Below are 23,705 nucleotides of genomic sequence, written 5' to 3' on the forward strand. Positions count from 1 at the left end.
AGCCCGATCCGGCTGCTTTTTTTTCGCCCCTGTATATTCGCCGCAGTGAACCAGCCCACCCCCGCCATCGTCACCCAGTCGGCCGTGCGCCGTCTGCCGCGGCTCGCGCTCATTCTGTTCTGCGTGGCCTATGTGCTGCCCGGTTTCCTCGGCCGCGAGCCCTGGAAGAACGCCGACGTATCCGCATTTGGCGTGATGCTGGAAATGGCCGCCGGCCACAGCGGCTGGTGGAGTCCCCAGGTGCTGGGTCTGGCGGTCGAAGAAGCCGGTCCCCTGCCCTACTGGCTGGGCGCGGCCTTCATCCGGCTGCTGCCCTTCGTCTCACCCGATTTCGCGGTCCGCATCCCGTTTGCCTTGCTGCTGGCCCTCACGTTGATCTGCACCTGGTACACGGTGTACCACCTGGCACGCCAACCCGCCGCGCAACCGGTGGCCTTCGCCTTCGGTGGCGAAGCACAACCCACCGACTACGCGCGCGCCTTGGCCGATGCAGGCCTGCTGGCACTCATGGCCTGCCTCGGCCTGGCCCAGCTTTCGCACGAAACCACGCCCGACCTGGCTCGCCTGGCCTGGGTGTCGCTGCTGCTGTTCGCCGCGTCGCGGCTCGCGCACGCGGGCAGCCGCCGGCCGCTGCGCAGCGTGTTCGCCTGGGGGGTCGCGGTGCTCGGGCTGGTCTTCAGCGGTGCTCCCTGGATCGCCGTGCTGCTGGCCAGTGGATTGCTCCTGATCCTGTGGCTCTCGCGCCGCGCGCCCCTCTCATCCGTTCCGCAGACCGATTGGTTGCTGGAGACGCCTGCCTCGGGGCGCGACCCGTTGCTGTCGGCTGCGCTGTTGCTGGTGGTGGTGTTCGCTGTGGCGATTTACCTCGGTCAAGTGCCCGCCCCTGCCCTGCAAACGCCTTGGGCCGAAGTGCAGTGGCGCAGCTGGGGCAAGCTGCTGGTGTGGTTCACCTGGCCCGCCTGGCCGCTCGTGCTCTGGACCTTGTGGCGCTGGCGCCATCAGTTGCTGCGGCCCCATGTGGCGCTGCCGCTGTGGGCGGCGCTGGTGAGCGTCGCGGACAGCGCGCTGTCGGACGAACGCGACCGCGCCCTGCTGCTGGGCCTTCCTGCGCTGGCTTCGCTGGCCGCCTTCGCCCTGCCCACCCTGCGCCGCAGCGTGGCCGCGCTGGTGGACTGGTTCACGCTGGTGTTCTTCTCGGGCTGTGCGCTGGTGATCTGGGTGATCTGGCTGGCCATGCAGACCGGCGTTCCCGCCAAGCCCGCCGCCAACGTCGCCCGCCTGGCGCCCGGGTTCGTGCCCGAGTTCTCCTTCCTGCTTTTCGCCGCCGGTGCGATCGCGACGGCCGCCTGGCTCTGGCTCGTGGCCTGGCGCGTCGGCCGTCACCGCCAGGCGCTGTGGAAGAGCCTGGTGCTGCCCGCGGCCGGCAGCACGTTGTGCTGGCTGTTGTTGATGACGCTCTGGCTGCCTCTGCTGGATTTCGGCCGCAGCTACGGCCCGATCTCGCGGAGCATCGCGCGCCTGGTCTCGCCCCAGAGTTGTGTGCTGGTCGATGGCCTGAGTCAGGCGCAGATCGCGGCCTTGCAGTACCACGGCCGCCTGGAGTTGGTGCGCACAGGTGCCTCGGATGAAAACCGGTGCCGCAGCCTGGTGGTGGATCCCGAGAACCAACGCTCACTGGACCAGCGCGTCGACCTCACACAATGGGCTTTCAAGGCCACGGTGCGTCGGCTGACCGACAACAAGGAAAGCCTGCTGGTCTACCAGCGCGTCAGCCGCTGACGCGCTCGCGCACCCGCGAAGGGGGCAAGGCAATCGCGAAAGTCGAGCCTTCACCCAGGACACTCTGCACCTCGATGTGGCCGCCATGGCGCTGCGCCACGTGCTTGACGATCGGCCAGCCCCAGGCCGGTGCCGCCGGTTTCCCTCGAACGGCTGCGGTCCACACGGTAGAAGCGCTCGGTCAGGCGCGGCAGGTGTTCTGCGGCCACGCCCGGCCCCGTGTCGTTGACGAAGAACTCCACCCAACCGTCTGCACGCCGCCGCCAGCCCGAGCGGATGCGTCCGCCGCCCGGCGTGTAGCGCACCGCATTGCTCATCAGGTTCGACATCGCGCTCAGCAACTCCGTGCGGGCACCCGAGACCCAGAGATCGGGGCCATCCAACGGTTCGATGTCGTGCGGCGTGGCGGCAATCGCGTGCGTCAGCCCCCTCGCCTCGGCCACCACGTGGTTCAGCAGCTCGTCGGCATCGATCCACTCGCCCGGCCCGGGTGCGGGACTGCCTTCGAGCCGGGAGAGGGTCAGCAAATCGCTCACCAGGGTCTGCATGCGGTGGGCCTGCTGGCTCATGAGATCGAGGTAACGCGTGCGGTCCGCCTCTTCCAGCGGGATGCTCTGCATGGTCTCCACGAAGCCGCTGAGCACCGTGAGCGGCGTGCGGATCTCGTGCGACACGTTCGCCACGAAGTCGCGCCGCATCGTCTCGGCCAGCTGCACGGCGGTCACATCGCGCGTGATCATCAGCTTGCGCTTCTTGCCATAGGGGTGGATCTGCAGCGAAATCTTGGTGGGCTGCGACGGCCGTGGGCCAGGCCCGTCGATCTGGATCTCGTGGCCGAAATCGCCCCCCGCCAAGTAAGCGGTGAAGGCCGGGTTGCGCACCAGATTCCTCACGTACTGCCCGAGATCGCGCTGGGGGTCGAAGCCGAGGTGGTTGGCGGCGGTGAGGTTGGACCACTCGATGCGTCCGGAAGAATCGAGCAGCACCACGCCATTGGGCGAAGCCTGGATGGCGGCCAGGAAATCTTCCAGGCGCGCGTCGCTGCTCTGCGCCTTTTTCTCCAGCTTCTTGATGACCTTGCGGCAGCGCTCCACGAGCTCGCCCCATGCGCCGCTGAGATTGGGGGCCCGGGTCGCCTCGCCCTTGTTGAGCCAGCGCATCACGCGCCGTGCCCTCAGGCCATCCACGAAAGACCACACCAGAGCGCCCACGAGGCCGCCAGCGAAGGTGATACCGGGCGACTCATGGGCCCAGCCCCAGACCGCTCCCAGGGCGACCAGGAGCAGCAATTCAATGGCACGACGGGTCATGCGGCCGGGATCGGGGCGCCTTGAGCCGGTTTTCCGGTGTGATTCATCGCCGTGAGGCGGTAGCCCGCGCCGCGCACCGTTTCCACCATGCCGGACGCTTCACCCAATGACTCTCTCAATCGCTTGACGTGCACGTCCACGGTACGCTCCTCGATGAACACATGGTCTCCCCAGACCTTGTCGAGCAGCGTACCACGGGTGTGCACCCGCTCGGCGTGTTTCATCAGATAGTGCAGCAGCTTGAATTCCGTGGGCCCGACCTTGAGTTCCACACCCCGGAAGGTCACGCGGTAGGTGGCGGCATCCAGCGCCAGTTCACCCACCTGCACCGAGTCGTTCACGATCTCGGGGGCCCGGCGGCGCAGCACGGCGCGGATGCGCGCGAGCAGCTCCTGGGTGGAGAAGGGCTTGGTGATGTAGTCATCGGCACCGGCATCCAGGCCCTGCACCTTGTCGCTCTCGTCGCTGCGCGCGGTGAGCATGAGGATGGGCACGGTCTTGGTGCGTTCGTTCTTGCGCCACTGGCGCGCCAGCACGGCGCCGCTTTCGCCAGGCAACATCCAGTCGAGCAGGATCACGTCGGGCAGCACCGCATCCACCTCGCGCTGGGCAGCGGCGCCATCGAACACCACAGTGGGCGCGAACCCGTTGTGGCGCAGGTTGACCGCGATCAGTTCGGCGATGGAGGGTTCGTCCTCGACCACGAGAACGCGTGGCAGCTTTCTCATCCGACCACCGACTCCACGGCCGACATGGGCACGTGCCGCACGTCTTCACCCTTGACGATGAAGATGATCTGTTCCGCGATGTTCTTGGCATGGTCGCCCACACGCTCGATCGACTTGGCCAGGAACAGCAGATCCAGGCTGGGCGAGATGGTGCGGGGGTCTTCCATCATGTAGGTGATGAGCTTGCGCAGGAAGCCGTTGTACTCGTGGTCGATCGCGTCGTCGCCCTTGATGATGGCCACCGCCATGGCGGTGTCGAGGCGCGCGAACGAATCGAGCGACTTGCGCAGCAGCGCGGCGGCCAGGTCGGCGGCCATGCGCAGCTCCGAGCTTGGCAGGTTGCGCGGCGAGCCATTCTGGATGATGGACTTGACCATGCGGGCGATGCGGGCCACCTCGTCACCGGCACGCTCCAGGTTCTGCGTGGTGCGGGAAATGGCAATCAGGAAACGCAGGTCGCGGGCGGTGGGCTGGCGACGGCCGATGGTGGAGATGATCTCGTGATCGATCTGCACTTCCATCTGGTTGATGCGGTTTTCGTTCTCCATCACCTGCTCGGCCGATTCCAGGCTCATGTGGATCAGCGCATAGACCGCCTGGTGCAGCTGGGACTCGACCAGGCCGCCCATTTCGAGCACGTGCGTGGAAATGGAGTTCAGCTCGGCGTCGAACTGGCTGGAGATGTGTTTGTCGGTCATGTAGGGCCTCCTTGGGTCGCTGAATGAGCGGGCTCAGCCGAAACGGCCCGTGATGTAGTCTTCCGTCTCCGTCTTGTTCGGCTTGAAGAAGATCTGCTCGGTCGAACCGAATTCGATCAGCTCGCCCAGGTACATGTAGGCGGTGTAATCGCTGCAGCGGGCAGCCTGCTGCATGTTGTGCGTGACGATGGCGATGGTGTAGTCCTGCTTGAGCTCGTGCACCAATTCTTCCACCTTGCCGGTGGAGATCGGATCCAGCGCGGACGTGGGTTCGTCGAGCAGCAGCACCGAGGGCTTCACGGCCACGCTGCGCGCGATGCACAGGCGTTGCTGCTGGCCGCCGGAGAGCGACAGGCCGCTCTGGTTGAGCTTGTCCTTGACCTCGTTCCAAAGGGCCGCCTTGGACAGCGCCCATTCCACCCGATCGTCCATCTCGCCGCGGCTGAGATCTTCGTACAGCTTCACGCCGAAGGCGATGTTGTCGTAGATCGACATCGGGAACGGCGTGGGCTTCTGGAACACCATGCCGATGCGCGCGCGCAGCAGGTTGATGTCCTGCTTGGAGTCCAGGATGTTCTGGCCGTAGAAATTGATTTCGCCCTCGGCGCGCTGGCCGGGGTACAGGCTGTACATGCGGTTGAGCGTGCGCAGCAGCGTGGACTTGCCGCAACCCGAGGGGCCGATGAAGGCGGTGACCTTGCGCTCCTCGATGTTCATGTTGACGTTCTTCAGGCCCTGGAACTTGCCGTAGAAGAAGTTCAGGTTGCGCAGCTCCAGCGCATTCTTGGCGGTGGCCGTGGCGGCCGAGGCAGTGGCGGTGTTGGGCATGGTCGGTTCCGTGTCGGGTATTCGGTTGTGCGGGGACGGGGCTCAGCCCGCCTTCTTTTCGCGCAGGAAGACCCGCGCCACGATGTTGAGGGCCAGCACCGAGAGGGTGATCAGCAACGCGCCCCCCCAGGCCAGTCGAATCCAGTTGTCGTAAGGGCTCAGGGCGAACTGGAAGATCACCACTGGCAGGTCCGCCATGGGCGCACCCATATCGGTGCTGAAGAACTGGTTGTTCAGGGCGGTGAACAGCAGCGGCGCGGTTTCGCCGCTGATGCGGGCCACGGCCAGCAACAAACCGGTCATCACGCCGCTCTTGGCCGCGCGCAGCGTCACCAGCGTGCGCAACTTTCCAGCGCGGCGCGCCCAGGGCGAAAGCCGCTTCGCGCAGGCTGCCCGGCACCAGGCGCAGCATGTTCTCGGTGGTGCGAACCACCACAGGCACCGCGATCAGCGACAGCGCCAGGCTGCCGGCCCAGCCGGAGAAGTTGCCCAGCGTGCGACGGCGATGGCGTACACGAACAAGCCCAGCACGATGGAAGGGGCCGACAGCATGATGTCGGTCACGAAACGCGTGAGCTCGGCGGTCTTGCTGGTATCGCCGTACTCGGCCAGGTACACGCCGGCAAAGATGCCGATGGGCGTGGAAACCAGCACCGAGAAGCCCACCATCATCAGGCTGCCGACGATGGCGTTGGCCAGGCCGCCGCCATCCGTGCCCGGCGCCGGCGTGGACTGGGTGAACATGTTCCAGTCCAGCGCGGCCAGGCCGTTGCTGAACAGCACGCTGAGGATCCAGAGCAGCACGAACAGGCCCAGCACCATGGCGCCCATGGACAGGGTCAGGCCGATGGCATTGGCGCGCTGGCGGCGCTTGTAGAGGCGGTGGTTGAATTCCATGGTGTGGTGTCTCAGAGACCTTTGGCCTTTTCAGCGCGCAGCAGCATGATCTTGGCAGCTGACAGCACGATGAAGGTGATGACGAAGAGCAGGAAACCGAGGGCGAACAGGGTAGAGAGGTGGAAGTCGGCCGCTTCACCGAACTCGTTGGCCAGCGTCGAGGCGATCGAGGTGCCGGGCGAGAACAGCGAAGTCGGTAGGCGGTTGGCGTTGCCGATCACGAAGGTCACGGCCATGGTCTCCCCCAGTGCGCGGCCCAGGCCCAGCATGATCCCGCCGATCACGCCTTTTTGCGTGTAGGGCAGCACCACGCGGCGCACCACCTCCCAGGTCGTGCAACCCAGGCCATAGGCCGATTCACGCAGGATGGGCGGCACGATCTCGAACACGTCGCGCATCACCGCGGCAATGAAGGGCAGCACCATGAAGGCCAGCACGATGCCGGCGGCCAGGATGCCGATGCCGTTGGTGGCACCACCGAACAGGGGCCCGATCAGCGGCATCGAGCCCAGCAGGCCTTGCATGCCGGGCTGCACGTAGTCGGCGAACAGGGGTGCGAAGACGAACAGACCGAACATGCCGTAGATGATGGACGGCACGGCCGCCAGCAGCTCAACGGCCGTGCCCAGGGGGCGGCGCAGCCAGACGGGGCAGTTTTCGGTCAGGAAAAGCGCGATGCCGAAGGCCAGGGGAACGGCAATCAGCAAGGCGATGCCGGCGCTGGCCAGCGTGCCCACGATGGCGATCGCGGCGCCGAACTCCTCGTTGACGACGTCCCATTCGACACGCCAGACGAAACCCAGGCCGAACTTCTGGAAAGCCGGCCAGGCATTGACAAACAGGGAAATGATGATGCCCATCAGGGCCACCAGCACCAGCAGCGAGAAGCCCTGGGTGACCCGGTGAAAGAAGATGTCTTCGATGCGTTGCCGTTTGGCAATCGACACCATGCTGGGGTTGCCGGACGCTGCCGGCGCAGATTTCGAACTCATGGTTGTTCCCACGCTCATGTTGACTCCGTATTGTGATCCTGAGAACAACGGGATCCGCCGGCCAGCCCTTTCCAGCCGGCGGATGTCATCGGACAAGTCGGTTGCTGATTACTTCTGGATCTGCGACCAGACCTTGGAACGGATCTCGTTCGTCAGGCTGTCGGGCAGGGCCACGTAGTCCAGGTCGGCGGCCATCTGCTTGCCGCTCTTGAAGGACCAGTCGAAGAACTTCAGCACTTCGGCGGACTGGGCCTTGTCGGTCGGCTGCTTGTACATCAGGATGAACGAGGCGGTGCTGATGGGCCAGCTGTCGGCGCCCTTGGCATCGACCATGGACACGCCCATGCCCGGCACGCTGAACCAGTTCACGCCAGCAGCCGCGGCGGCGAACGACTTGTCGTCCGGGCTCACGTACTTGCCGTCCTTGTTCTGCAGTTGCAGGAAAGGCATGTTGTTCTTCTTGGTGTACGCGTATTCCACGTAACCCAGCGAACCCTTCACACGGGTCACGTTGGCGGCCACGCCTTCGTTGCCCTTGCCGCCGACGGAGGAAGCGGCCGGCCATTTCACGGCGGCGCCCTTGCCCACCTTGTCGGCCCAGTCCTTGCTGACGGTGGACAGGTAGTCGGTGAAGTTGAAGGTGGTGCCCGAGCCGTCCGAGCGGTGGATGACGGTGATGGCCTGGTCAGGCAGCGCTTTGCCGGGGTTCAGGGCGGCCAGCTTGGGGTCGTTCCACTTGGTGATGGTGCCCAGGAACATGTCGGCCAGCACGGGGCCGGTCACGCGCAGTTCGCCCGGCTTGAAGCCTTCGAGGTTGATCACGGGCACCGTGCCACCAATGATGGCGGGGAATTGCACCATGCCGTCTTTGTCGAGGTCTTCACCGGAGACAGGGGCATCGGTAGCACCAAAGGCCACAGTTTTGGCCTTGATCTGGCGGATGCCACCCGAAGAACCGATGGACTGGTAGTTCAGGCCAACGTTGGTTTCCTTCTTGTAGGCCTCAGCCCACTTGCCATAGATCGGGTAGGGGAAAGAAGCGCCTGCGCCGGTGATGTCGGCGGCCAGTGCGGAACCCATGCCAGCGGTCGCCATGGCGGCTGCGGCCACGGTCTTGAGGAAAATTCGTTTGTTGATCATGAAGTGACTCCTAGCGGTTGGGGATTCAGAACAAGGAGGACTTTAGGCAGGCAATATGACATCCATGTGACATCGAACGCTTGTCACACAACAGGCGATCATTCCTGAGACCACCGACAGGCGGCGCTTCACGGCCATGCGTCACAATCCGGGTTTTCCCGCTCAATCCAGCCCCTGGGGCCACCCCTCGGCCCCGCGCCGTCGTCTCGCATGCAAAACGGAACCCTCCTCGCCGCCATCGACCTCGGCTCCAACAGTTTCCGGCTGGAGATCGGCCGTTACCACTCGGGCCACATCGAGCGCATCGAATACCTGAAGGAAACCGTGCGCCAGGGCACCGGGCTGGACGAGGAAAAGAACCTCAGCCAGGCCGCCATGGAGCGCGGCTGGGAGTGCCTGGCACGGTTCGCCGAGCGGCTGCACGGCTTCAAGAAACAGCAGGTCCGGGCCGTGGCGACTCAGACCCTGCGCGAAGCGAAAAACCGCGACGAGTTCCTGCGCAACGCCCAGGCCATCCTGGGGTTCTCGATCGACGTGGTGTCGGGCCATGAAGAAGCCCGCCTGATCTACCAGGGCGTGTCCCGCCTGCTGCCCCACTCGGACGAAAAGCGCCTGGTGGTGGACATCGGCGGGCGCTCGACCGAGATGATCCTGGGCCAGGGCTACACGGCGCGCGCCATGGAGTCGTACCGGCTGGGCAGCGTGGCCTGGTCCACGCGTTATTTTCCGCGCGGCCAGTTCACCGCATCGGCCTTCAAGACCGCTGAAGTGGCGGCCAAGGCCGTGATCGACGAGGCGCTGGACAAATTCCCCCCGCCCGAATGGACCATCGCCTACGGCTCCTCGGGCACCGTGGGGGCGGTGGCCGACATGCTCGCGGCCAATGGCTGGGCCTCCGGCGTGGTCACGCGCGCCGGGCTGGACTGGCTGACCGAGCGGATGATCAAGGCCGGCAGCGCCGACCAGTTGCGCCTGGAGGGCCTGAAAGACGACCGCCGCCCGGTGATCGGTGGCGGCGTGAGCGTGCTGCGCGCCATCTTCGACCTCTTCGGCATCGAGCAGATGGTGCCGGCCCAGGGCGCGCTGCGCCACGGTGCGCTCTACGACCTGATTGATCGCGACACCGACGGCGGCGACGTGCGCGAGCGCACCGTGCGCTGGCTGGCCCACCGTTTCTCGGCCGACGATGTGCAGGCCCAGCGGGTCAGCGAGGTCAGCACCGCCCTCTTCGCCCAGATCGCGGCGCTCGACGCACAGAACGAGCGCTACTCGCAGAAACTGGCGTGGGCGGCACGCCTGCACGAGATCGGCACGCACATCTCGCACGAACGCTCCCACCACCACGGCGCGTACATCCTGGACAACATGGATGCCCCGGGCTTTTCCCTGCCCGAACTGCACCGCATGAGCCAGCTGGTGATGGGCCAACGCGGCAAGCTGCGCAAACTCGAAGACGCCCTGATGGACGAGCTGTTCGCCAAGCAGCTCATGGCGCTGCGCCTGGCCGTGCTGCTCTGCCACGCGCGCCAGATGCCGGAGTACCAATCGGTCAAGCTGAGCTACAAGTCGCGCGCCTTCAAGCTCTCGACCAACCCGGGATGGGCCAAACGCTACCCGCAGTCGGCCTGGCTGCTGGGGGAAGAGGTGGTGGCCTGGCAGAAGTCGGCCTGGAAGTTCACGGCGGACATCCGGTAGCGCCCACACTGTCACACAGCTGTCACTGTTCCGAGGTAGACGGGAAACGGTATATACGGTTTATACTCCGGCCCCTTTTGTCATCCCCGGAGTGCATTCATGGCCAGTCAGAGCAACAAAACCAGCCCCAAGAAACCCAAGCTGGTGCGCGACAGCTTCACCATCCCCAAGACCGAGTTCGCCGCCATCGACCAGCTCAAGACCCGTGCGATCGCACTGGGCTCCAGCGTCAAGAAAAGCGAACTGCTGCGCGCTGGGTTGATGGTGTTGCAAGGCCTGAACGACGCGGCCTACAAGGTGGCCCTCGCTGCCGTGCCCACGCTCAAGACGGGCCGCCCGACGGTGACCGACAAGCCGGCCGCCACCAAGCCCGCGGCAAAGCCCACCGCCAAAAAGGCCGCGAAACCCGCGACCAAGGCGATTGCCAAGCCGGCCGCACCCGCCGTCGCCCAGCCTGCGGCCAAGGCGGCATCCCCTGCCGCCAAGCCCGTGGCCAAGAAAGCAAGCGCAAAAAAATCGGCCCCCGCACCCAAGGCCGCCGTCAAGCGCCCGGTGGTCCGCCGCGCGGCACCCGCCAAAAAAGCCGTCTGATCAGATCAGCTCGGGCGTCTGCACCGTGACCACCACGGTCTGGCCCACGCCATCGCGCTCGCGGTGGCGCAGCCACCACACGGCGCCCTTCTTCACCGAACAGGCCTCTTCGGTCAGGCCCAGCAGGCGGGCCACCACGCGCCCCAGCGTGGGCTGATGGCCGACCACCACCACCGGCGACTTGCCGTAGGGCCATTGCACCAGCTCCAGCAAGGCCAGCGGGTCGCCGTCGGGTGAGAGGTCGTCGCGCAGCTTGTACTTGCGGCCCAGCGCCAGCACCGTCTCTTCACAGCGCACCGCCGGGCTGCTCCAGATGCGGGCGCCATCGGGCAGTTGCCGATCCAGCCAGGCGGCCATGCGGGTGGCCTGTTTTTCGCCGCGCGGGGTCAGCCGGCGCGCCAGATCCTGGGGATCACCGGGTCGCCCGGTCAATGGCTCGGGGTGGTCGTGCGCCTCGGCATGCCGCCACAGAATCAGGTCCATGGTCCGGTTTTCCATGTCGTCAGCCTTTGCTGCCATACAGGGCCATCAGGCTGGCCTGCGCCGAATGCAAGGTGATGCGGCCCCGGCCGTTGCCGTTGGCCCCGGCCGGCACGTAGCTGCCGTCCGGCCGCAGCAGCCAGGCGTCCTTGGTGTCGTGCAGGTAGGCCTGCAGGCACTCGTCGATGATGCGATGGCGCAGCGCGCTGTCGGTCACGGGCCACGCGAGTTCGATGCGCCGCAGCATGTTGCGGTTCATCCAGTCGGCGCTGGAGAGCCAGAGCTCCTCCACCTCGCCGGTGCGGAAGTAGAACACCCGGGAATGCTCCAGCAGGCGCCCGATCACCGAGCGCACGTGCACGTTGTCGGTGAAGCCCGGCACCTGCGCGGGCAGGATGCAGGCGCCGCGCACGATCAGGTCGATCTTCACACCCTGCTGGGAGGCCACGGCCAACGCACGCGCCATCGGCTCGTCGGTCAGGGCGTTCATCTTCAGAACGATGCGCGCGTCCTGCCCGGCCTTGGCGGCGGCACCTGCGGCCTCCACCTTGTCGAGCATGGCCTTGTGAAGATGGAACGGCGCGATCAGGGCCTTGTTGAGCTTGGGCAGGCGGTTCTGGCTCGCCAGGTGCAGAAAGATCTGCTCCAGGTCGGCGGTGAGCGCGTCATCGGCCGTGAGGTAGCTCAGGTCGGTGTAGAGGCGCGCCGTGCCGGGGTTGTAGTTGCCGGTGGACAGGTGCGCGTAGCGGCGCAGGCCCGTGGCCTCGCGGCGCGTGACCAGCAGCATCTTGGCGTGCGTCTTGAGGCCCACCACGCCATAGACCACCTGGGCACCCACCGACTCCAGCCGTTCGGCGTAGTTGATGTTGGCCTCTTCGTCGAAGCGCGCCTTGAGTTCCACCACCGCCGTCACTTCCTTGCCACGGCGCACGGCTTCGCGCAGCAGGTTCATCAGCTCCGACTTGGCGCCCGTGCGGTAGATGGTCTGCTTGATGGCCAGCACGTCGGGGTCTTCCACCGCTTCGCGCAGGAAGCCCAGCACCGCATCGAAACTCTCGAAGGGCTGGTGGATGAGCACGTCGCCCTGCCGCAGGCGCTCGAAGTACGACTGCCCGGGTGTGAGCTGGGCCGGCCAGCCCGCGCTGTAGGTCTCGAAGCGCAGCGCGGGTGCTTCGACCTGGTCGATCAGCTGGTTCAGCCGCACGAGGTTGACCGGGCCGGGCACGCGGTACAGCGCCCGCTCGGTCAGCGCGAACTGCTCCAGCAGGAAGTTGGAGAGGTGGATCGAGCAGCCGGCCGAGACCTCCAGCCGCAGGGCCTGGCCATAGTGGCGCTGCTGCAAGCCCTTGCGCAAAGCGGTGCGCAGGTTCTTCACTTCTTCCTCGTCCACCGCCAGATCGGAATGGCGGGTGACACGGAACTGGGAAAACTCGGTGACCTGGCGCCCGGGAAACAGGTCGTTCAGGTGCGAACGGATCAGGCTGGAGATGGAGACGAAGTGCGTCTGCTTGGAGCCCTTGACCGGAGGCATGCGGAAGAAGCGCGGCAGGATGCGCGGCACCTTCACGATGGCGATCTCGTTCTCGCGGCCGAAAGCGTCCTTGCCCGTGAGGCGCACGATGAAGTTGAGCGACTTGTTCGCCACCTGCGGGAACGGATGGGCCGGGTCCAGCCCCACCGGCATCAGCAGCGGCTGCACTTCCTTGATGAAGAACTCCTTGACCCAGCGGCGCTGGCGCGGATTGCGCTCGCCGTGCGAGATCAGCTTGATGCCCTTCTTCTCCAGCAGCGGCAGCAACTCGTCGTTGTAGATGGCGTATTGCTGGGCGACCAGCGAATGCACCTTGTCCGAGAGCTGTTCGTAGGACAGCGAGGTGAAGGGGCCGCGCTGTTCGTTGGCCCGGGCCGCCGTCAGGTGGGGCGCCACGCGGACTTCGAAGAACTCGTCCAGGTTGCTGGAGACGATGCTCAAGTAGCGCAGGCGCTCCAGCAACGGCACGTCGGCCCGGCGCGCCCAGTCCATCACGCGTTCGTTGAAGGCGAGGATGCTGTGATCGCGATCGAGGAGGGGTAGCTTCTGATGCAGGGTGTTGCCGCTCATGGATGCCGCTGGAATCGAAGGGTTCGCCTGCTGCCCGCCGCTCCCGGCCGGTGATCCCTGGCGCACCATGTGTCGATTATTCAACGATTGGATGACGTTTGTGTGACAGTACCGTGCCATCCACCTCCTTCATGGCGCGAACCGCGGACCTCGGTCGGCGGGGCCGGGGCAGGACGCTGAGGTGGGACACGAACAGCGTCGCCGCCCGCCCCCATCCGAACTGGAGGGCGCGATCCCGCGCTTCGTGGCGTTTGACCTTGAGCGCGTCCTTCCAGGCCTCGCGCAGATCGTCGCGCAGGGCACCGGCCCCGCTGTTGCCAATCACCTGCAGGGGGCCGTCCACCGGGTAGGCGGCCACCGGCACGCCACAAGCCATGGCCTCGAGCATCACCAGGCCAAAGGTCTCGCTGCGACTGGGAAACACGAACACGTCCGCCGCGGCGTACACCTGCGCCAGCTCATGGCGGGGCAGCACCCCGAGCCAATGCACATTCGGGTAGCGCTGGCGCAACGCCGAGGTCAACGGCCCCACACCGCACACCACCTTGCTGCCCGGCAGGTCCATGCGCAGGAAGGCATCGATGTTCTTCTCGTAGGACAGGCGGCCCACGAACAGGCTGACGGGGTGCGCCAGCGGCCCCAGCGGCGCATAGCTGGTGGGAGGGTCCGTCAGCGAAAAAAGGCGCGTGTCCACGCCGTGCGTCCAGGCGCGCAATTCGCGAAAACCCCGCGCCTTGAGCATGTCGAGCACGCCCTGCGTGGGCACCATCACGCCGCTGCTGGGGCGGTGAAAGCGGCGACACAGCGCGTACCCCCACGACACGGGGACGCCCAGGGCCGCGTGCAGGATCTCGGGAAACTTGGTGTGGAAGGCGGTGGTGAACGCCAGTTTGCGCCGCAGGCAGTGGCGCCGCGCGGCCCAGCCCAGCGGGCCTTCGGTGGCGATGTGGATCGCGTCCGGTTCGGCCGCGTTGATCAATTCGCGCATGCGGCGGCCGGGAAACAGCGCGACGTCGATGCCTGCATAACCAGGGCAAGGCCGCGTGCGGAACTGGCCCGGGTGGATCACCACCACCTCGTGGTCGCTGGCCTGCAGCTGCCGCGCCAGTTCCACAAGCGTGGTCACCACGCCGTTGACCTGGGGTTGCCAGGCGTCGGTCACGATCAGGATTTTCATGCGATGCGTCTCCCCCTGGCGCAAGCCGACTCAGGACGGTTGGCCCTCGGTCTGCGGTTCTGGCGACCGCTCCTCGTGGGACAGCGGCGTTGTGGCCTGCTCGCTCCAGTGCACCAGCTCGAGGCGGCCATCCAGATGCTCCACCAGCGCGGTCAGGCTCTCCACCCAGTCACCGTCGTTGCAGTACAGCGTGCCGTCGATGTGCCGCATTTCCGCCCGGTGGATGTGGCCGCAGACGACGCCCTGGTAGCCGCGCGAGCGGGCTTCGGCCGCCACCGCGCGCTCGAAGTCGGTCACGTAGTTCAGCGCGCTCTTGACCTTGTGCTTGAGGTACTGCGAGAGCGACCAGTAGGGCAGGCCCAGGCGCGCGCGCAGCGAATTGAGGTGGCGGTTCAGGCGCAGCGTGAGTTCGTAGGCGTTGTCGCCCAGGTAGGCCAGCCACTTGGCGCACTGGATCACGCCGTCGAAGTGGTCACCGTGCACCACCCACAGGCGCTGGCCGTCGGCCGTGGTGTGAACCGCCTCGTTCGCGACCTCGATGCCGCCGAAGTTGTGGCCATCGAACTGGCGCGCGAATTCGTCGTGGTTGCCCGGCACGAACACCACCCGGCAGCCCTTGCGCGAGCGCCGCAGCAGCTTCTGCACCACGTCGTTGTGCGCCTGCGGCCAATACCATTTGCGGCGCAGTTGCCAGCCGTCGATGATGTCGCCCACCAGATACAGGGTGTGGCTGGGGTGGTGCTTGAGGAAATCGAGCAGAGGCCGCGCCTGGCAACCCGCGGTGCCCAGGTGCAGGTCGGAAATGAAAACGGCCCGGTAGCGGGCACGTTCGGAAGGCTCCTGAGCGTCGTCGTCGCTGCCGCCACCGGCGGCCCAGACGCCGCCCGCCTGCGGCAGGCCGGACTTCACCGCCCAACCGCCCAGAACGTCGAGCGCGGCTCGCATCAGGCCCCCAGGAAATGCTTGCGGTAGCGCGCCGGCAGGTCCGAGATGCGCATCAGCATGGGCAGATCGGCCGCGTTGAAGTCCGGGTCCCAGGCTGGAGGGCCCAGCACCTTGGCGCCCAGGCGCAGGTAGCCCTTGATCAGCGCGGGCGGCTCCACGTCGAGTGTGTCGTCGAGCTGCTCGATCGGCAGTGGCAGGCGGGGCCGCACGTGGCAGTCGATGGGGGCCAGGTGCGTCGCCTTCACCTGCCGCCAGATGCTGGCCGCCGCATGGCCCCCGCCCACCATGCCGTGCGGGCCTTCGTGCTGCATCGGGATGCTGGCGCAGCCGATCATGGTGTCGAGCTGGTTGCGCACCATGAACTCGGCCAGCGCGCCCCACAGCGCCATGATCACGCCACCGTGGCGGTGATCGGGGTGCACGCAGCTGCGGCCCAGTTCGACCATGCGCTCGCGCACGGCGCGCAGGCGGGTCAGGTCGAATTCGGTGTCGCTGTAGGTGCTGCCCACGCGCTTGGCCTGGGCCGGGGTCAGCACGCGGTAGGTGCCGATCACGCGCTGGGTGGTGGCATCGCGCACCAGCAGGTGTTCGCAGAAATCGTCGAACAGGTCCACGTCGTGGCCGGGCACCTGCTGCGGCAGGCGCGCGCCCATCTCGGTGGCGAACACGTCGAACCTCAGCCTTTGCGCTTCACGAACCTCGTCCAGATGCCGCGCCCAGGAGACGGCGATGCCACCGCTGACGGGCTGCGGCGCTGGCGAGAAAAGCGGGCGGGGATGAAGTGACCCCCGTGGCAACGAGACCGGCGAAAGGTCCAGCGTGGGGGTGGGCAGTTCTTTCATGGCGGGCTCCTGGGTCAGTGCGCCCACCAGGGGCGCGGAGTTGAGTGAAGCTGTGGTCATGAACAGGCAGTGTGCGAACCACGGGTGTCTCCCGCATGGCAATCGCATGAAGTTTTGGTGACAACGGCCCACCCCCAGAGGGCCTGCCAGAATACGGAGCTGTGAACCCCAACCCCGCCCCCCTCCGTGCGCAGTTGCGCTGCCACCCCGCCACGCCCAGTGGTGTGGTGCTGACGGTGTCGGTGGAGGTCCGCGTCCACGCCGATGGCTTGCGGCTGCGCTACGCGCTGCGGGGGGACACCACGGCCTTGCGCATCCCGGCACCAGCCGCGCCCGTGCCCACCGACGGCCTGTGGCGGCACACCTGCCTGGAGGCCTTCGTGGCCGCCGACGGCGAGGCCGCCTACCGCGAGTTCAATTTCTCGCCGTCGAGCGAGTGGGCCGCCTACCGGTTTTCATCCGAACGCCAGCGCGATGAGGCGGCCGAAGCCCGCGACCGCGCGTTGCTGCGCCCCCCCCTGGCCCACACCACGCCGCGCGCCCTCACGCTCACCGCGCGCCTGCCGGCCGCCGCCCTGCCCCGCAGCCCTTCCGCGCTGTGCCTGGGCCTGTGCGCCGTGATCGAGGAGCGCAATGCGCAATCTGAGCTACTCGGGCGCTGCACCACCCGAACGAACGCCCCGACTTCCACCACCCCGACGGCCGCGCCCTGCGGCTGGCCGCACCCCTGCCCTGAACCAAGACCCCATGCAATTCGGCATCGAACGTTTCCTGCAAGACCCTGCCCTGCGCGCCCCCTTGAAAGACCGGCGCGTGGCCCTGCTCGCGCACCCGGCCTCGGTCACGCGCGACCTGACGCATTCGCTGGACGCCCTGGCCGCCCTGCCCGACGTCCGGCTCAGCGCCGCCTTCGGCCCGCAACACGGCCTGCGCGGCGACAAGCAGGACAACATGGTCGAGTCGCCCGACTTCAACGACCCCCGGCTGGGCATCCCGGTGTTCAGCCTCTACGGCACGGTGCGGCGGCCAACCGACGCCATGATGGACAACTTCGACGTGCTGCTGGTCGACCTGCAGGACCTCGGCTGCCGCATCTACACCTTCATCACCACGCTGCGCTATGTGCTGGAGGCCGCCGCGCGGCACGGCAAGGCGGTGTGGGTGCTCGACCGCCCCAACCCGGCGGGCCGCCCCATCGAAGGCCTCACGCTGCGCGAAGGCTGGGAAAGCTTCGTGGGCGCCGGTCCCATGCCCATGCGCCATGGCATGACCATGGGCGAGCTGGGCCACTGGTTCATCGCCACGCTCGGCCTGCAGCTGGAGTACCGCGTGATCACCATGGCCGGCTGGCAGCCCGAGGCGGCACCGGAGTTCGGCTGGCCCGAAGGCCGCACCTGGGTCAACCCCAGCCCGAACGCGGCCAACCTGTCGATGGCGCGCGCCTACGCCGGCACCGTGATGCTCGAGGGCACCACGCTCAGCGAGGGCCGGGGCACCACGCGGCCCCTGGAGCTCTTCGGTGCGCCCGGCATCGACACCCGCCGCCTGGTCTCCGACATGCAGGGCCTGGCTCCGCAGTGGATCAGGGGCTGCGTCTTGCGCGAGTGTTTCTTCGAGCCCACCTTCCACAAGCACGTGGGCCAGCTGTGCGCGGGCGTGCAGATCCATGTGGAGGACCCGACGCACTACGACCACGCGGCCTTCAAGCCCTGGCGCCTGCAGGCGCTGGCGTTCCGGGCTTTGCGGCTGCAGGCGCCGGACTACCCGCTGTGGCGGGATTTCGCCTACGAGTACGAGCACGACCGGCTGGCGATCGACCTCATCAACGGCGGGCCGCTGTTGCGCGAGTGGGTGGACGATGTGTCGGCAGCGCCCGATGTGCTGGACGCCACGGCGGCGGCCGACGAAGCCGCCTGGGCCGACGCGCGCCGGCCCCACCTGCTCTACTGAGCGCTCAGAGCCATTTCTGCAGGAACTGGGCGCTGCCCATGGCCGGGTCGAGCTGGTAACCGGCAAAACCGATGCGCTCGTAGAGGCGCATGGCGGGCTGGTTGCCGGACAGCACCTCCAGCGTGAGCTTCACCGCGCCGCGCTCGCGCGCGATCAACTCGGCCTGGGCCAGCATCTGCTCGGCAATGCCGCGACCCCGGTGGCTGGCCAGCACGGCCACGTCGTGCACGTTCACCAGCGGCTTGCAGGCGAAGGTGGAAAAGCCTTCGATGCAATTCACCAGGCCCACCGCTTGCCCGCCGTCAAAGGCCAGCACGCTGTAGGCCTGCGGCCGCGCCGCCAGGCTGGCCACCAGGTTCGCTTTGGCAAAGGCCGACAACCCCTGCCCACCACCCGCAGGATCGCTGGCGTAGGCATCGAGCAGCAGGACCAGCGCCGCCGCGTGCGCGGGGTTGGCGTAGTCGGCGCGCAGCGTGGTGATGTCGGCCGTGGTCACGCCGGCACCTGTGCCTGCACCGCGGCGGCCAGACGCTCCGCGCAGGCCTGGGCCTGCTTGGCGTCGCGCGCTTCCACCATCACGCGCAGCAGGGGCTCGGTGCCACTGGCGCGGATCAGCACGCGGCCGCTGTCGGCCAGTTCGGCCTCCACCGCGCGCGTCTCCTCGTCCAGGAAGGTGTTGGTCTTCCAGTCCTGACCGGGCTTGAGCCGCACGTTGATCAGGGTCTGCGGGAACAGCGTCACGTCGGCCAGCAACTGGGCCATGGTCTTGCCGCTGTCGACGCAGGCGTGCAGCACCTGCAGGGCCGACACCAGGCCGTCGCCGGTGGTGTGGCGGTCCAGCACCAGCAGGTGGCCGGATCCTTCGCCGCCCAGGATCCAGCCATGGCGCTCGAGTTCTTCCAGCACGTACCGGTCGCCCACCTTGGCGCGCACGAACTTCACGCCGCGCGACTTGAGCGCGACCTCCACCGCCATGTTGGTCATGAGCGTGCCCACCACACCCGGCACGTCTTGGTCGCGCGCGATGCGGTCCGCCACGATCAGGTACAGCAGCTCGTCGCCGTTGTAGAGGCGGCCCTGGGCATCGACCATCTGGATGCGGTCGGCATCGCCATCGAGCGCGATGCCGTAGTCGGCGCCGTGGGCCTTCACGGCCTCCAGCAAGGCCTGCGGGTGGGTGGCACCCACGTGGTGGTTGATGTTCAGGCCATCGGGAGAACAACCGATCTTGATGACCTCGGCACCCAGCTCGTGGAACACGGCGGGCGCGATCTGGTAAGCCGCCCCATTGGCGCCATCCACCACGATCTTTAGGCCCTTGAGCGTGAGGTGGTAGGCGCAGGTGCTCTTGCAGAATTCGATGTAGCGGCCGGCCGCGTCGTCCAGCCGGCGCGCCTTGCCCAGCAAGGCCGATTCCACCCACACAGGTGGCTCTTCCAGCGCGGCCTCGACCGCCAGCTCCCAGTCGTCCGGCAGCTTGGCGCCCTGGGCGCTGAAGAACTTGATGCCGTTGTCGGCAAACGGGTTGTGGCTGGCCGAAATGACCACCCCCAGGCTGGCGCGCTGCGCCCGCGTGAGGTAAGCCACCGCGGGCGTGGGCACCGGGCCGAGCAGCACCACGTCCACCCCCGCCGAGTTGAAACCCGATTCGAGCGCCGACTCCAGCATGTAGCCGGAAATGCGCGTGTCCTTGCCGATCAGCACGGTGGGGTGTGCCTCGGTGCGCCGCAACACGCGTCCCACGGCATGCGCCAGGCGCAACACAAAATCGGGGGTGATGGGGGCCTGCCCGACGGTGCCTCGGATGCCGTCGGTGCCAAAGTATTTGCGGGCCATGTTGCTCCTGTCCTCTCTCTTGTTGTGGGATTCGGGTCCCCGCATTATCGCGGGCGGCCCTGACGGTCAGCTGATTTGCAATGCCTGCCAGACCTTGAGCGCGTCCACCGTGTCACGCACGTCGTGCACACGCACCACGCGCGCACCGCGCTCCACCGCCAGCAAGGCCGCAGCCACACTGGCTGCCGCGCGGTCGGCGGGCCGCTCGTGGCCGGTGACCGCACCCAGTGTGGACTTGCGCGACCAGCCGGCCAGCAGGGCATAACCCAGGGGCAGCAACTCCGCCTGGCGGGCCAGCAGGCTCAGGTTCTGGGCCACGGTCTTGCCAAAACCGATGCCGGGGTCGAGCACGATGCGCTCGCGCGCCACGCCGTTCGCTATCAGCGCGCCGGCTCGTTCGGCCAGGAAGGCGAGCACGTCGGGCAACACGTCGCCGTCCATGGGGGCCACCTGCATGGTCTGGGGATCGCGGTGCATGTGCATCAGGCAAACGCCGCAGCGCGGGTGCGCCGCCACCGCCTGCAGCGCATCACCGCGCCGCAGGGCCCAGATGTCGTTGACGATGTCAGCCCCCGCGTCGAGCACCGCCCGCATCACCTCGGGCTTGTAGGTGTCCACCGAGACCGGCACGTCCAGGCGCACCGCCTCCCGGACCACGGGCAGCACGCGCGCCAGTTCCTCCTCCAGCGGCACCGCCGGGCTGCCCGGGCGCGTCGATTCACCGCCGATGTCCAGGATGTGGGCGCCCTCCTTCAGCAACTGCTCGCAATGCCGCAGCGCAGCGGCTGTGCCGGCATGCAGCCCGCCATCGGAAAACGAATCGGGCGTGACGTTGACGATGCCCATGACGCGCGGGCTCGTGAGGTCGATATCGAAACGGGTGGTTTGCCAGCGCATGGGAAAACAAAAGAACGGTAGAAACGACAACGGGGCCGAAGCCCCGTATGTGCATGAAGAATCCGCGCCGCTCAGGCGGCCGAGGGTGTGGGGTCGGTGGTCACCGCCGGGGTGCCTCCGCTGCCACCACCACCACCCACCGAGGGGTTGCGCGGCGTCCAGTCCTTCGGCGGGCGCGGTGGCTTGCCGGCCATGATGTCGTCGATCTGGTCGGCGTCGATGGTTTCCCATTCCAGCAGCGCGGTGGCGATGGCGTGCATCTTGTCGCTGTGCTGCTCGATCAGGTCGCGCGCCAGCTTGTACTGGGCGTCGATGATGCGGCGCACCTCGGCGTCCACCTTCTGCATGGTGGACTCGCTCATGTTGGTGGTCTTGGTCACCGAACGGCCCAGGAACACTTCGCCTTCGTTCTCGGCGTAGACCATCGGGCCCAGCGCGTCGGTCATGCCGTAGCGCATCACCATGTCGCGGGCGATGGTGGTCGCGCGCTCGAAGTCGTTCGAAGCGCCGGTGGTCATCTGGTTCATGAACACTTCTTCGGCGATGCGGCCACCGAACAGCATGCTGATCTGGTTCAGCATGTAGTCCTTGTCGTAGCTGTAGCGGTCCTGCGCGGGCAGGCTCATGGTCACGCCCAGCGCGCGGCCGCGCGGGATGATGGTGACCTTGTGCACCGGGTCGCACTTGGGCAGCAGCTTGCCGATCAGCGCGTGGCCCGACTCGTGGTACGCCGTGTTGCGGCGCTCTTCCTCGGGCATGACCATGCTCTTGCGCTCGGGGCCCATGAAGATCTTGTCCTTGGCCTTCTCGAAGTCCTGCATCTCCACCACGCGCGCGTTGCGGCGCGCGGCCATCAGGGCGGCTTCGTTGCAGAGATTGGCCAGATCGGCACCGCTCATGCCCGGCGTGCCACGCGCGATCACGCTGGCGTTCACGTCGGTGCCCAGCGGCACCTTGCGCATGTGCACGTTCAGGATCTGCTCGCGGCCGCGGATGTCGGGCAGCGTCACATAGACCTGGCGGTCGAAGCGGCCCGGGCGCAGCAAGGCGGCGTCCAGAATGTCCGGGCGGTTGGTCGCGGCGACCACGATCACGCCCAGGTTGGTCTCGAAACCGTCCATCTCCACCAGCATCTGGTTGAGGGTCTGTTCGCGTTCGTCGTTGCCACCGCCCAGGCCCGCGCCACGCTGGCGGCCCACGGCGTCGATTTCATCGATGAAGATGATGCAGGGCGCGTTCTTCTTGGCGTTCTCGAACATGTCGCGCACGCGGGCCGCGCCCACGCCGACGAACATTTCCACGAAGTCGGAACCCGAGATGCTGAAGAACGGCACCTTGGCTTCACCGGCAATGCCCTTGGCCAGCAGCGTCTTGCCGGTGCCCGGCGGGCCGACCAGCAACAGACCACGCGGAATGCGCCCACCCAGCTTCTGGAACTTGGCCGGGTCTTTCAGGAAGTCCACGACTTCCTTGACTTCTTCCTTGGCCTCGTCGCAACCCGCCACGTCGGCGAAGGTCACGGTGTTGTTGTTCTCGTCGAGCATGCGGGCCTTGCTCTTGCCGAAGCTGAACGCCCCGCCCTTGCCGCCGCCCTGCATCTGTCGCATGAAGTAGATCCAGACGCCGATCAGCAGCAGCATCGGTCCCCAGCTGACCAGCAGGGTCATGAGCAGCGAACTCTCTTCGCGCGGACGCACGTCGAACTTGACGTTGTTGTTGATCAGGTCGCCCACCAGGCCGCGGTCGAGGTAGGTGGCGGTGGTGCGCACGCGACGGTCGTCCTGCGTGATGGCCACGATTTCGGTGCCGCCCTGGCCTTCCTGGATGGTGGCGCTCTTGATGCGCTGGGCTTTGACCTCGTCGAGGAACTCGGAATACCCCATGTAACCCGAACCCGCCGCGGAGCGCGTGTCGAACTGCTTGAAGACGGTGAAAAGCACCATGGCGATGACCATCCACACGGCGATTTTCGAAAACCACTGGTTGTTCAAGTGCAGCTCCTGGAGACGATAGTGACTGACAAGCTCATATGTTTCCCATTCTAGGACTTTCAAGCCCCCATGCCCCTGGGGCATGACGTGGCAATGTCAATCAAAGGGTTGGCATTTTTCAATGGCGCCAGGGCGTCAAGCCCCTCAACCGACCTTTTTGAGACCCAGTCCCACCAGGAAGGTTTCCGAGGATTTGTCCCGGGAGGCCTTGGGTTTGACCGCCTTGACCGTGCGAAAGGTCTCGCGAAACAGCGCCACCATGGGGTCATAGGCCCCGCCATGGAACAGTTTGACCACCAGCGCACCGTCGGGTTTGAGGTGATGAACGGCAAAATCCACCGCGAGTTCGACCAGATCGGAGATCCGGGCGGCGTCGGTCATGCCGATGCCCGAGAGGTTGGGCGCCATGTCCGACACCACCAGATCGACCTGCTGCACACCCCGGTCCACCAGGGACTGCTCCAGCTCAGCCAGCACCGCCGCCTCGCGAAAATCGCCCTGGATGAAGTGCACGCCTTCCACCGCGTCCATGGGCAGCATGTCCAGCGCGACGATGGTGCCGTGCAATTCGCCCACGGCCGCCCCGTTCGGGCTGAGCCGGCGGCGCAGGTATTGGCTCCAGGCCCCGGGCGTGGAGCCCAGATCGACAACCGCCTGTCCGGGCCGCACCAGCCCCAGCGTTTCATCGATTTCCTGCAGCTTGTAGGCCGCCCGCGCACGGTAGCCATCCTTCTGCGCCAGGCGCACGTACGGGTCGTTAACGTGCTGGTTGAGCCAGGCCTTGTTGACCTTCTTGCTCTGTGTTTTGACTTTCATGCCCATGAGGGA

Annotated in this window: 19 protein-coding genes and 2 pseudogenes; 4 read left to right on the top strand and 17 right to left on the bottom strand. The window is 66.7% G+C overall.

What is annotated here, in order from left to right; translation table 11 throughout:
* The first annotated feature begins 45 nt into the window (after window positions 1–45).
* Window positions 46–1,779 carry an ArnT family glycosyltransferase gene (locus tag ACFJI0_RS12190; RefSeq protein ID WP_382325180.1) on the top strand — a complete coding sequence of 578 codons (1,734 nt, stop codon included), beginning with the start codon at window positions 46–48 and terminating at the stop codon, window positions 1,777–1,779.
* On the opposite strand, the pseudogene phoR reads toward ACFJI0_RS12190, so the two are convergent.
* The 7 genes and pseudogenes from phoR to pstS form a co-directional block, all read right to left on the bottom strand.
* Window positions 1,769–3,089: pseudogene (gene phoR / locus ACFJI0_RS12195) on the bottom strand (phosphate regulon sensor histidine kinase PhoR). The gene ACFJI0_RS12190 and the pseudogene phoR sit on opposite strands and share 11 nt — an antisense overlap.
* Window positions 3,086–3,817, bottom strand: coding sequence for a phosphate regulon transcriptional regulator PhoB (gene phoB, locus ACFJI0_RS12200; protein ID WP_382157405.1), 732 nt, complete (start codon window positions 3,815–3,817; stop codon window positions 3,086–3,088). The pseudogene phoR and the gene phoB overlap by 4 nt, the downstream one beginning before the upstream one ends.
* The gene (gene phoU / locus ACFJI0_RS12205) at window positions 3,814–4,515 is read right to left on the bottom strand and encodes a phosphate signaling complex protein PhoU (RefSeq protein WP_382325182.1); all 702 of its coding nucleotides are present in this window, start codon (window positions 4,513–4,515) and stop codon (window positions 3,814–3,816) included. The genes phoB and phoU overlap by 4 nt, the downstream gene beginning before the upstream one ends.
* A 33-nt stretch (window positions 4,516–4,548) precedes the next feature.
* Window positions 4,549–5,343: a phosphate ABC transporter ATP-binding protein PstB gene (gene pstB, locus ACFJI0_RS12210; RefSeq protein WP_382157401.1), complete on the bottom strand. Its 795-nt coding sequence runs from the start codon at window positions 5,341–5,343 to the stop codon at window positions 4,549–4,551.
* 42 nt (window positions 5,344–5,385) lie between these two features.
* Window positions 5,386–6,240, bottom strand: a pseudogene (pstA, locus tag ACFJI0_RS12215) (phosphate ABC transporter permease PstA).
* An 11-nt stretch (window positions 6,241–6,251) separates the two neighbouring features.
* Complete coding sequence (gene pstC, locus ACFJI0_RS12220; protein ID WP_382157397.1) at window positions 6,252–7,232, bottom strand: phosphate ABC transporter permease subunit PstC; 981 nt, start codon at window positions 7,230–7,232, stop codon at window positions 6,252–6,254.
* Between the two features lie 108 nt (window positions 7,233–7,340).
* On the bottom strand, window positions 7,341–8,372 hold the full coding sequence (gene pstS / locus ACFJI0_RS12225) for a phosphate ABC transporter substrate-binding protein PstS (RefSeq protein ID WP_382157395.1): 1,032 nt from the start codon (window positions 8,370–8,372) through the stop codon (window positions 7,341–7,343).
* Window positions 8,373–8,582: 210 nt separating this feature from the next.
* On the opposite strand from pstS, the gene ppx reads away from it, so the two are divergent.
* Complete coding sequence (gene ppx / locus ACFJI0_RS12230; RefSeq protein WP_382325184.1) at window positions 8,583–10,067, top strand: exopolyphosphatase; 1,485 nt, start codon at window positions 8,583–8,585, stop codon at window positions 10,065–10,067.
* 99 nt (window positions 10,068–10,166) lie between these two features.
* Entirely contained in the window at window positions 10,167–10,658 is a 492-nt protein-coding gene (locus ACFJI0_RS12235; protein WP_382325186.1) for a hypothetical protein, read from the top strand.
* On the opposite strand, the gene ACFJI0_RS12240 is transcribed toward ACFJI0_RS12235, so the two are convergent.
* From ACFJI0_RS12240 to ACFJI0_RS12260, 5 genes are all read right to left on the bottom strand, one after another.
* Window positions 10,659–11,141 (bottom strand): SixA phosphatase family protein, encoded by a 483-nt coding sequence (locus ACFJI0_RS12240; protein ID WP_382325187.1) that lies wholly within the window; start codon window positions 11,139–11,141, stop codon window positions 10,659–10,661.
* 19 nt (window positions 11,142–11,160) lie between these two features.
* Complete coding sequence (ppk1, locus tag ACFJI0_RS12245) at window positions 11,161–13,239, bottom strand: polyphosphate kinase 1 (protein WP_382325189.1); 2,079 nt, start codon at window positions 13,237–13,239, stop codon at window positions 11,161–11,163.
* 76 nt (window positions 13,240–13,315) lie between these two features.
* Window positions 13,316–14,416: a glycosyltransferase family 4 protein gene (locus ACFJI0_RS12250; RefSeq protein ID WP_382325191.1), complete on the bottom strand. Its 1,101-nt coding sequence runs from the start codon at window positions 14,414–14,416 to the stop codon at window positions 13,316–13,318.
* Window positions 14,417–14,446: 30 nt separating this feature from the next.
* Complete coding sequence (locus tag ACFJI0_RS12255; protein ID WP_382157382.1) at window positions 14,447–15,361, bottom strand: UDP-2,3-diacylglucosamine diphosphatase; 915 nt, start codon at window positions 15,359–15,361, stop codon at window positions 14,447–14,449.
* Window positions 15,361–16,203: a GNAT family N-acetyltransferase gene (locus ACFJI0_RS12260; RefSeq protein ID WP_382157380.1), complete on the bottom strand. Its 843-nt coding sequence runs from the start codon at window positions 16,201–16,203 to the stop codon at window positions 15,361–15,363. The genes ACFJI0_RS12255 and ACFJI0_RS12260 overlap by 1 nt, the downstream gene beginning before the upstream one ends.
* 747 nt (window positions 16,204–16,950) lie before the next feature.
* Here ACFJI0_RS12260 and ACFJI0_RS12265 point away from each other — a divergent pair.
* Window positions 16,951–18,153, top strand: coding sequence for an exo-beta-N-acetylmuramidase NamZ domain-containing protein (locus tag ACFJI0_RS12265; RefSeq protein WP_382325193.1), 1,203 nt, complete (start codon window positions 16,951–16,953; stop codon window positions 18,151–18,153).
* 4 nt (window positions 18,154–18,157) lie between these two features.
* Here ACFJI0_RS12265 and ACFJI0_RS12270 read toward each other — a convergent pair whose 3' ends face one another.
* The 5 genes from ACFJI0_RS12270 to ACFJI0_RS12290 all read right to left on the bottom strand — a co-directional run bounded on the left by ACFJI0_RS12270 (window position 18,158) and on the right by ACFJI0_RS12290 (window position 23,693).
* Window positions 18,158–18,649: a GNAT family N-acetyltransferase gene (locus ACFJI0_RS12270; RefSeq protein WP_382325195.1), complete on the bottom strand. Its 492-nt coding sequence runs from the start codon at window positions 18,647–18,649 to the stop codon at window positions 18,158–18,160.
* Window positions 18,646–19,989 (bottom strand): phosphoglucosamine mutase, encoded by a 1,344-nt coding sequence (gene glmM / locus ACFJI0_RS12275; protein WP_382325197.1) that lies wholly within the window; start codon window positions 19,987–19,989, stop codon window positions 18,646–18,648. Before glmM ends, ACFJI0_RS12270 begins: the two co-directional genes overlap by 4 nt.
* Before the next feature lie 66 nt (window positions 19,990–20,055).
* A complete protein-coding gene (folP, locus tag ACFJI0_RS12280; RefSeq protein ID WP_382325199.1) occupies window positions 20,056–20,886 on the bottom strand; it encodes a dihydropteroate synthase in 831 nt (276 codons plus the stop codon).
* Window positions 20,887–20,957: 71 nt separating this feature from the next.
* Entirely contained in the window at window positions 20,958–22,877 is a 1,920-nt protein-coding gene (gene ftsH / locus ACFJI0_RS12285; protein WP_382325201.1) for an ATP-dependent zinc metalloprotease FtsH, read from the bottom strand.
* A 144-nt stretch (window positions 22,878–23,021) separates the two neighbouring features.
* Complete coding sequence (locus ACFJI0_RS12290) at window positions 23,022–23,693, bottom strand: RlmE family RNA methyltransferase (RefSeq protein WP_382325203.1); 672 nt, start codon at window positions 23,691–23,693, stop codon at window positions 23,022–23,024.
* Between the last annotated feature and the right edge of the window lie 12 nt (window positions 23,694–23,705).

Source organism: Hydrogenophaga sp. UC242_53 (assembly GCF_042696965.1).
Classification (GTDB): Bacteria; Pseudomonadota; Gammaproteobacteria; order Burkholderiales; family Burkholderiaceae_C; genus Hydrogenophaga.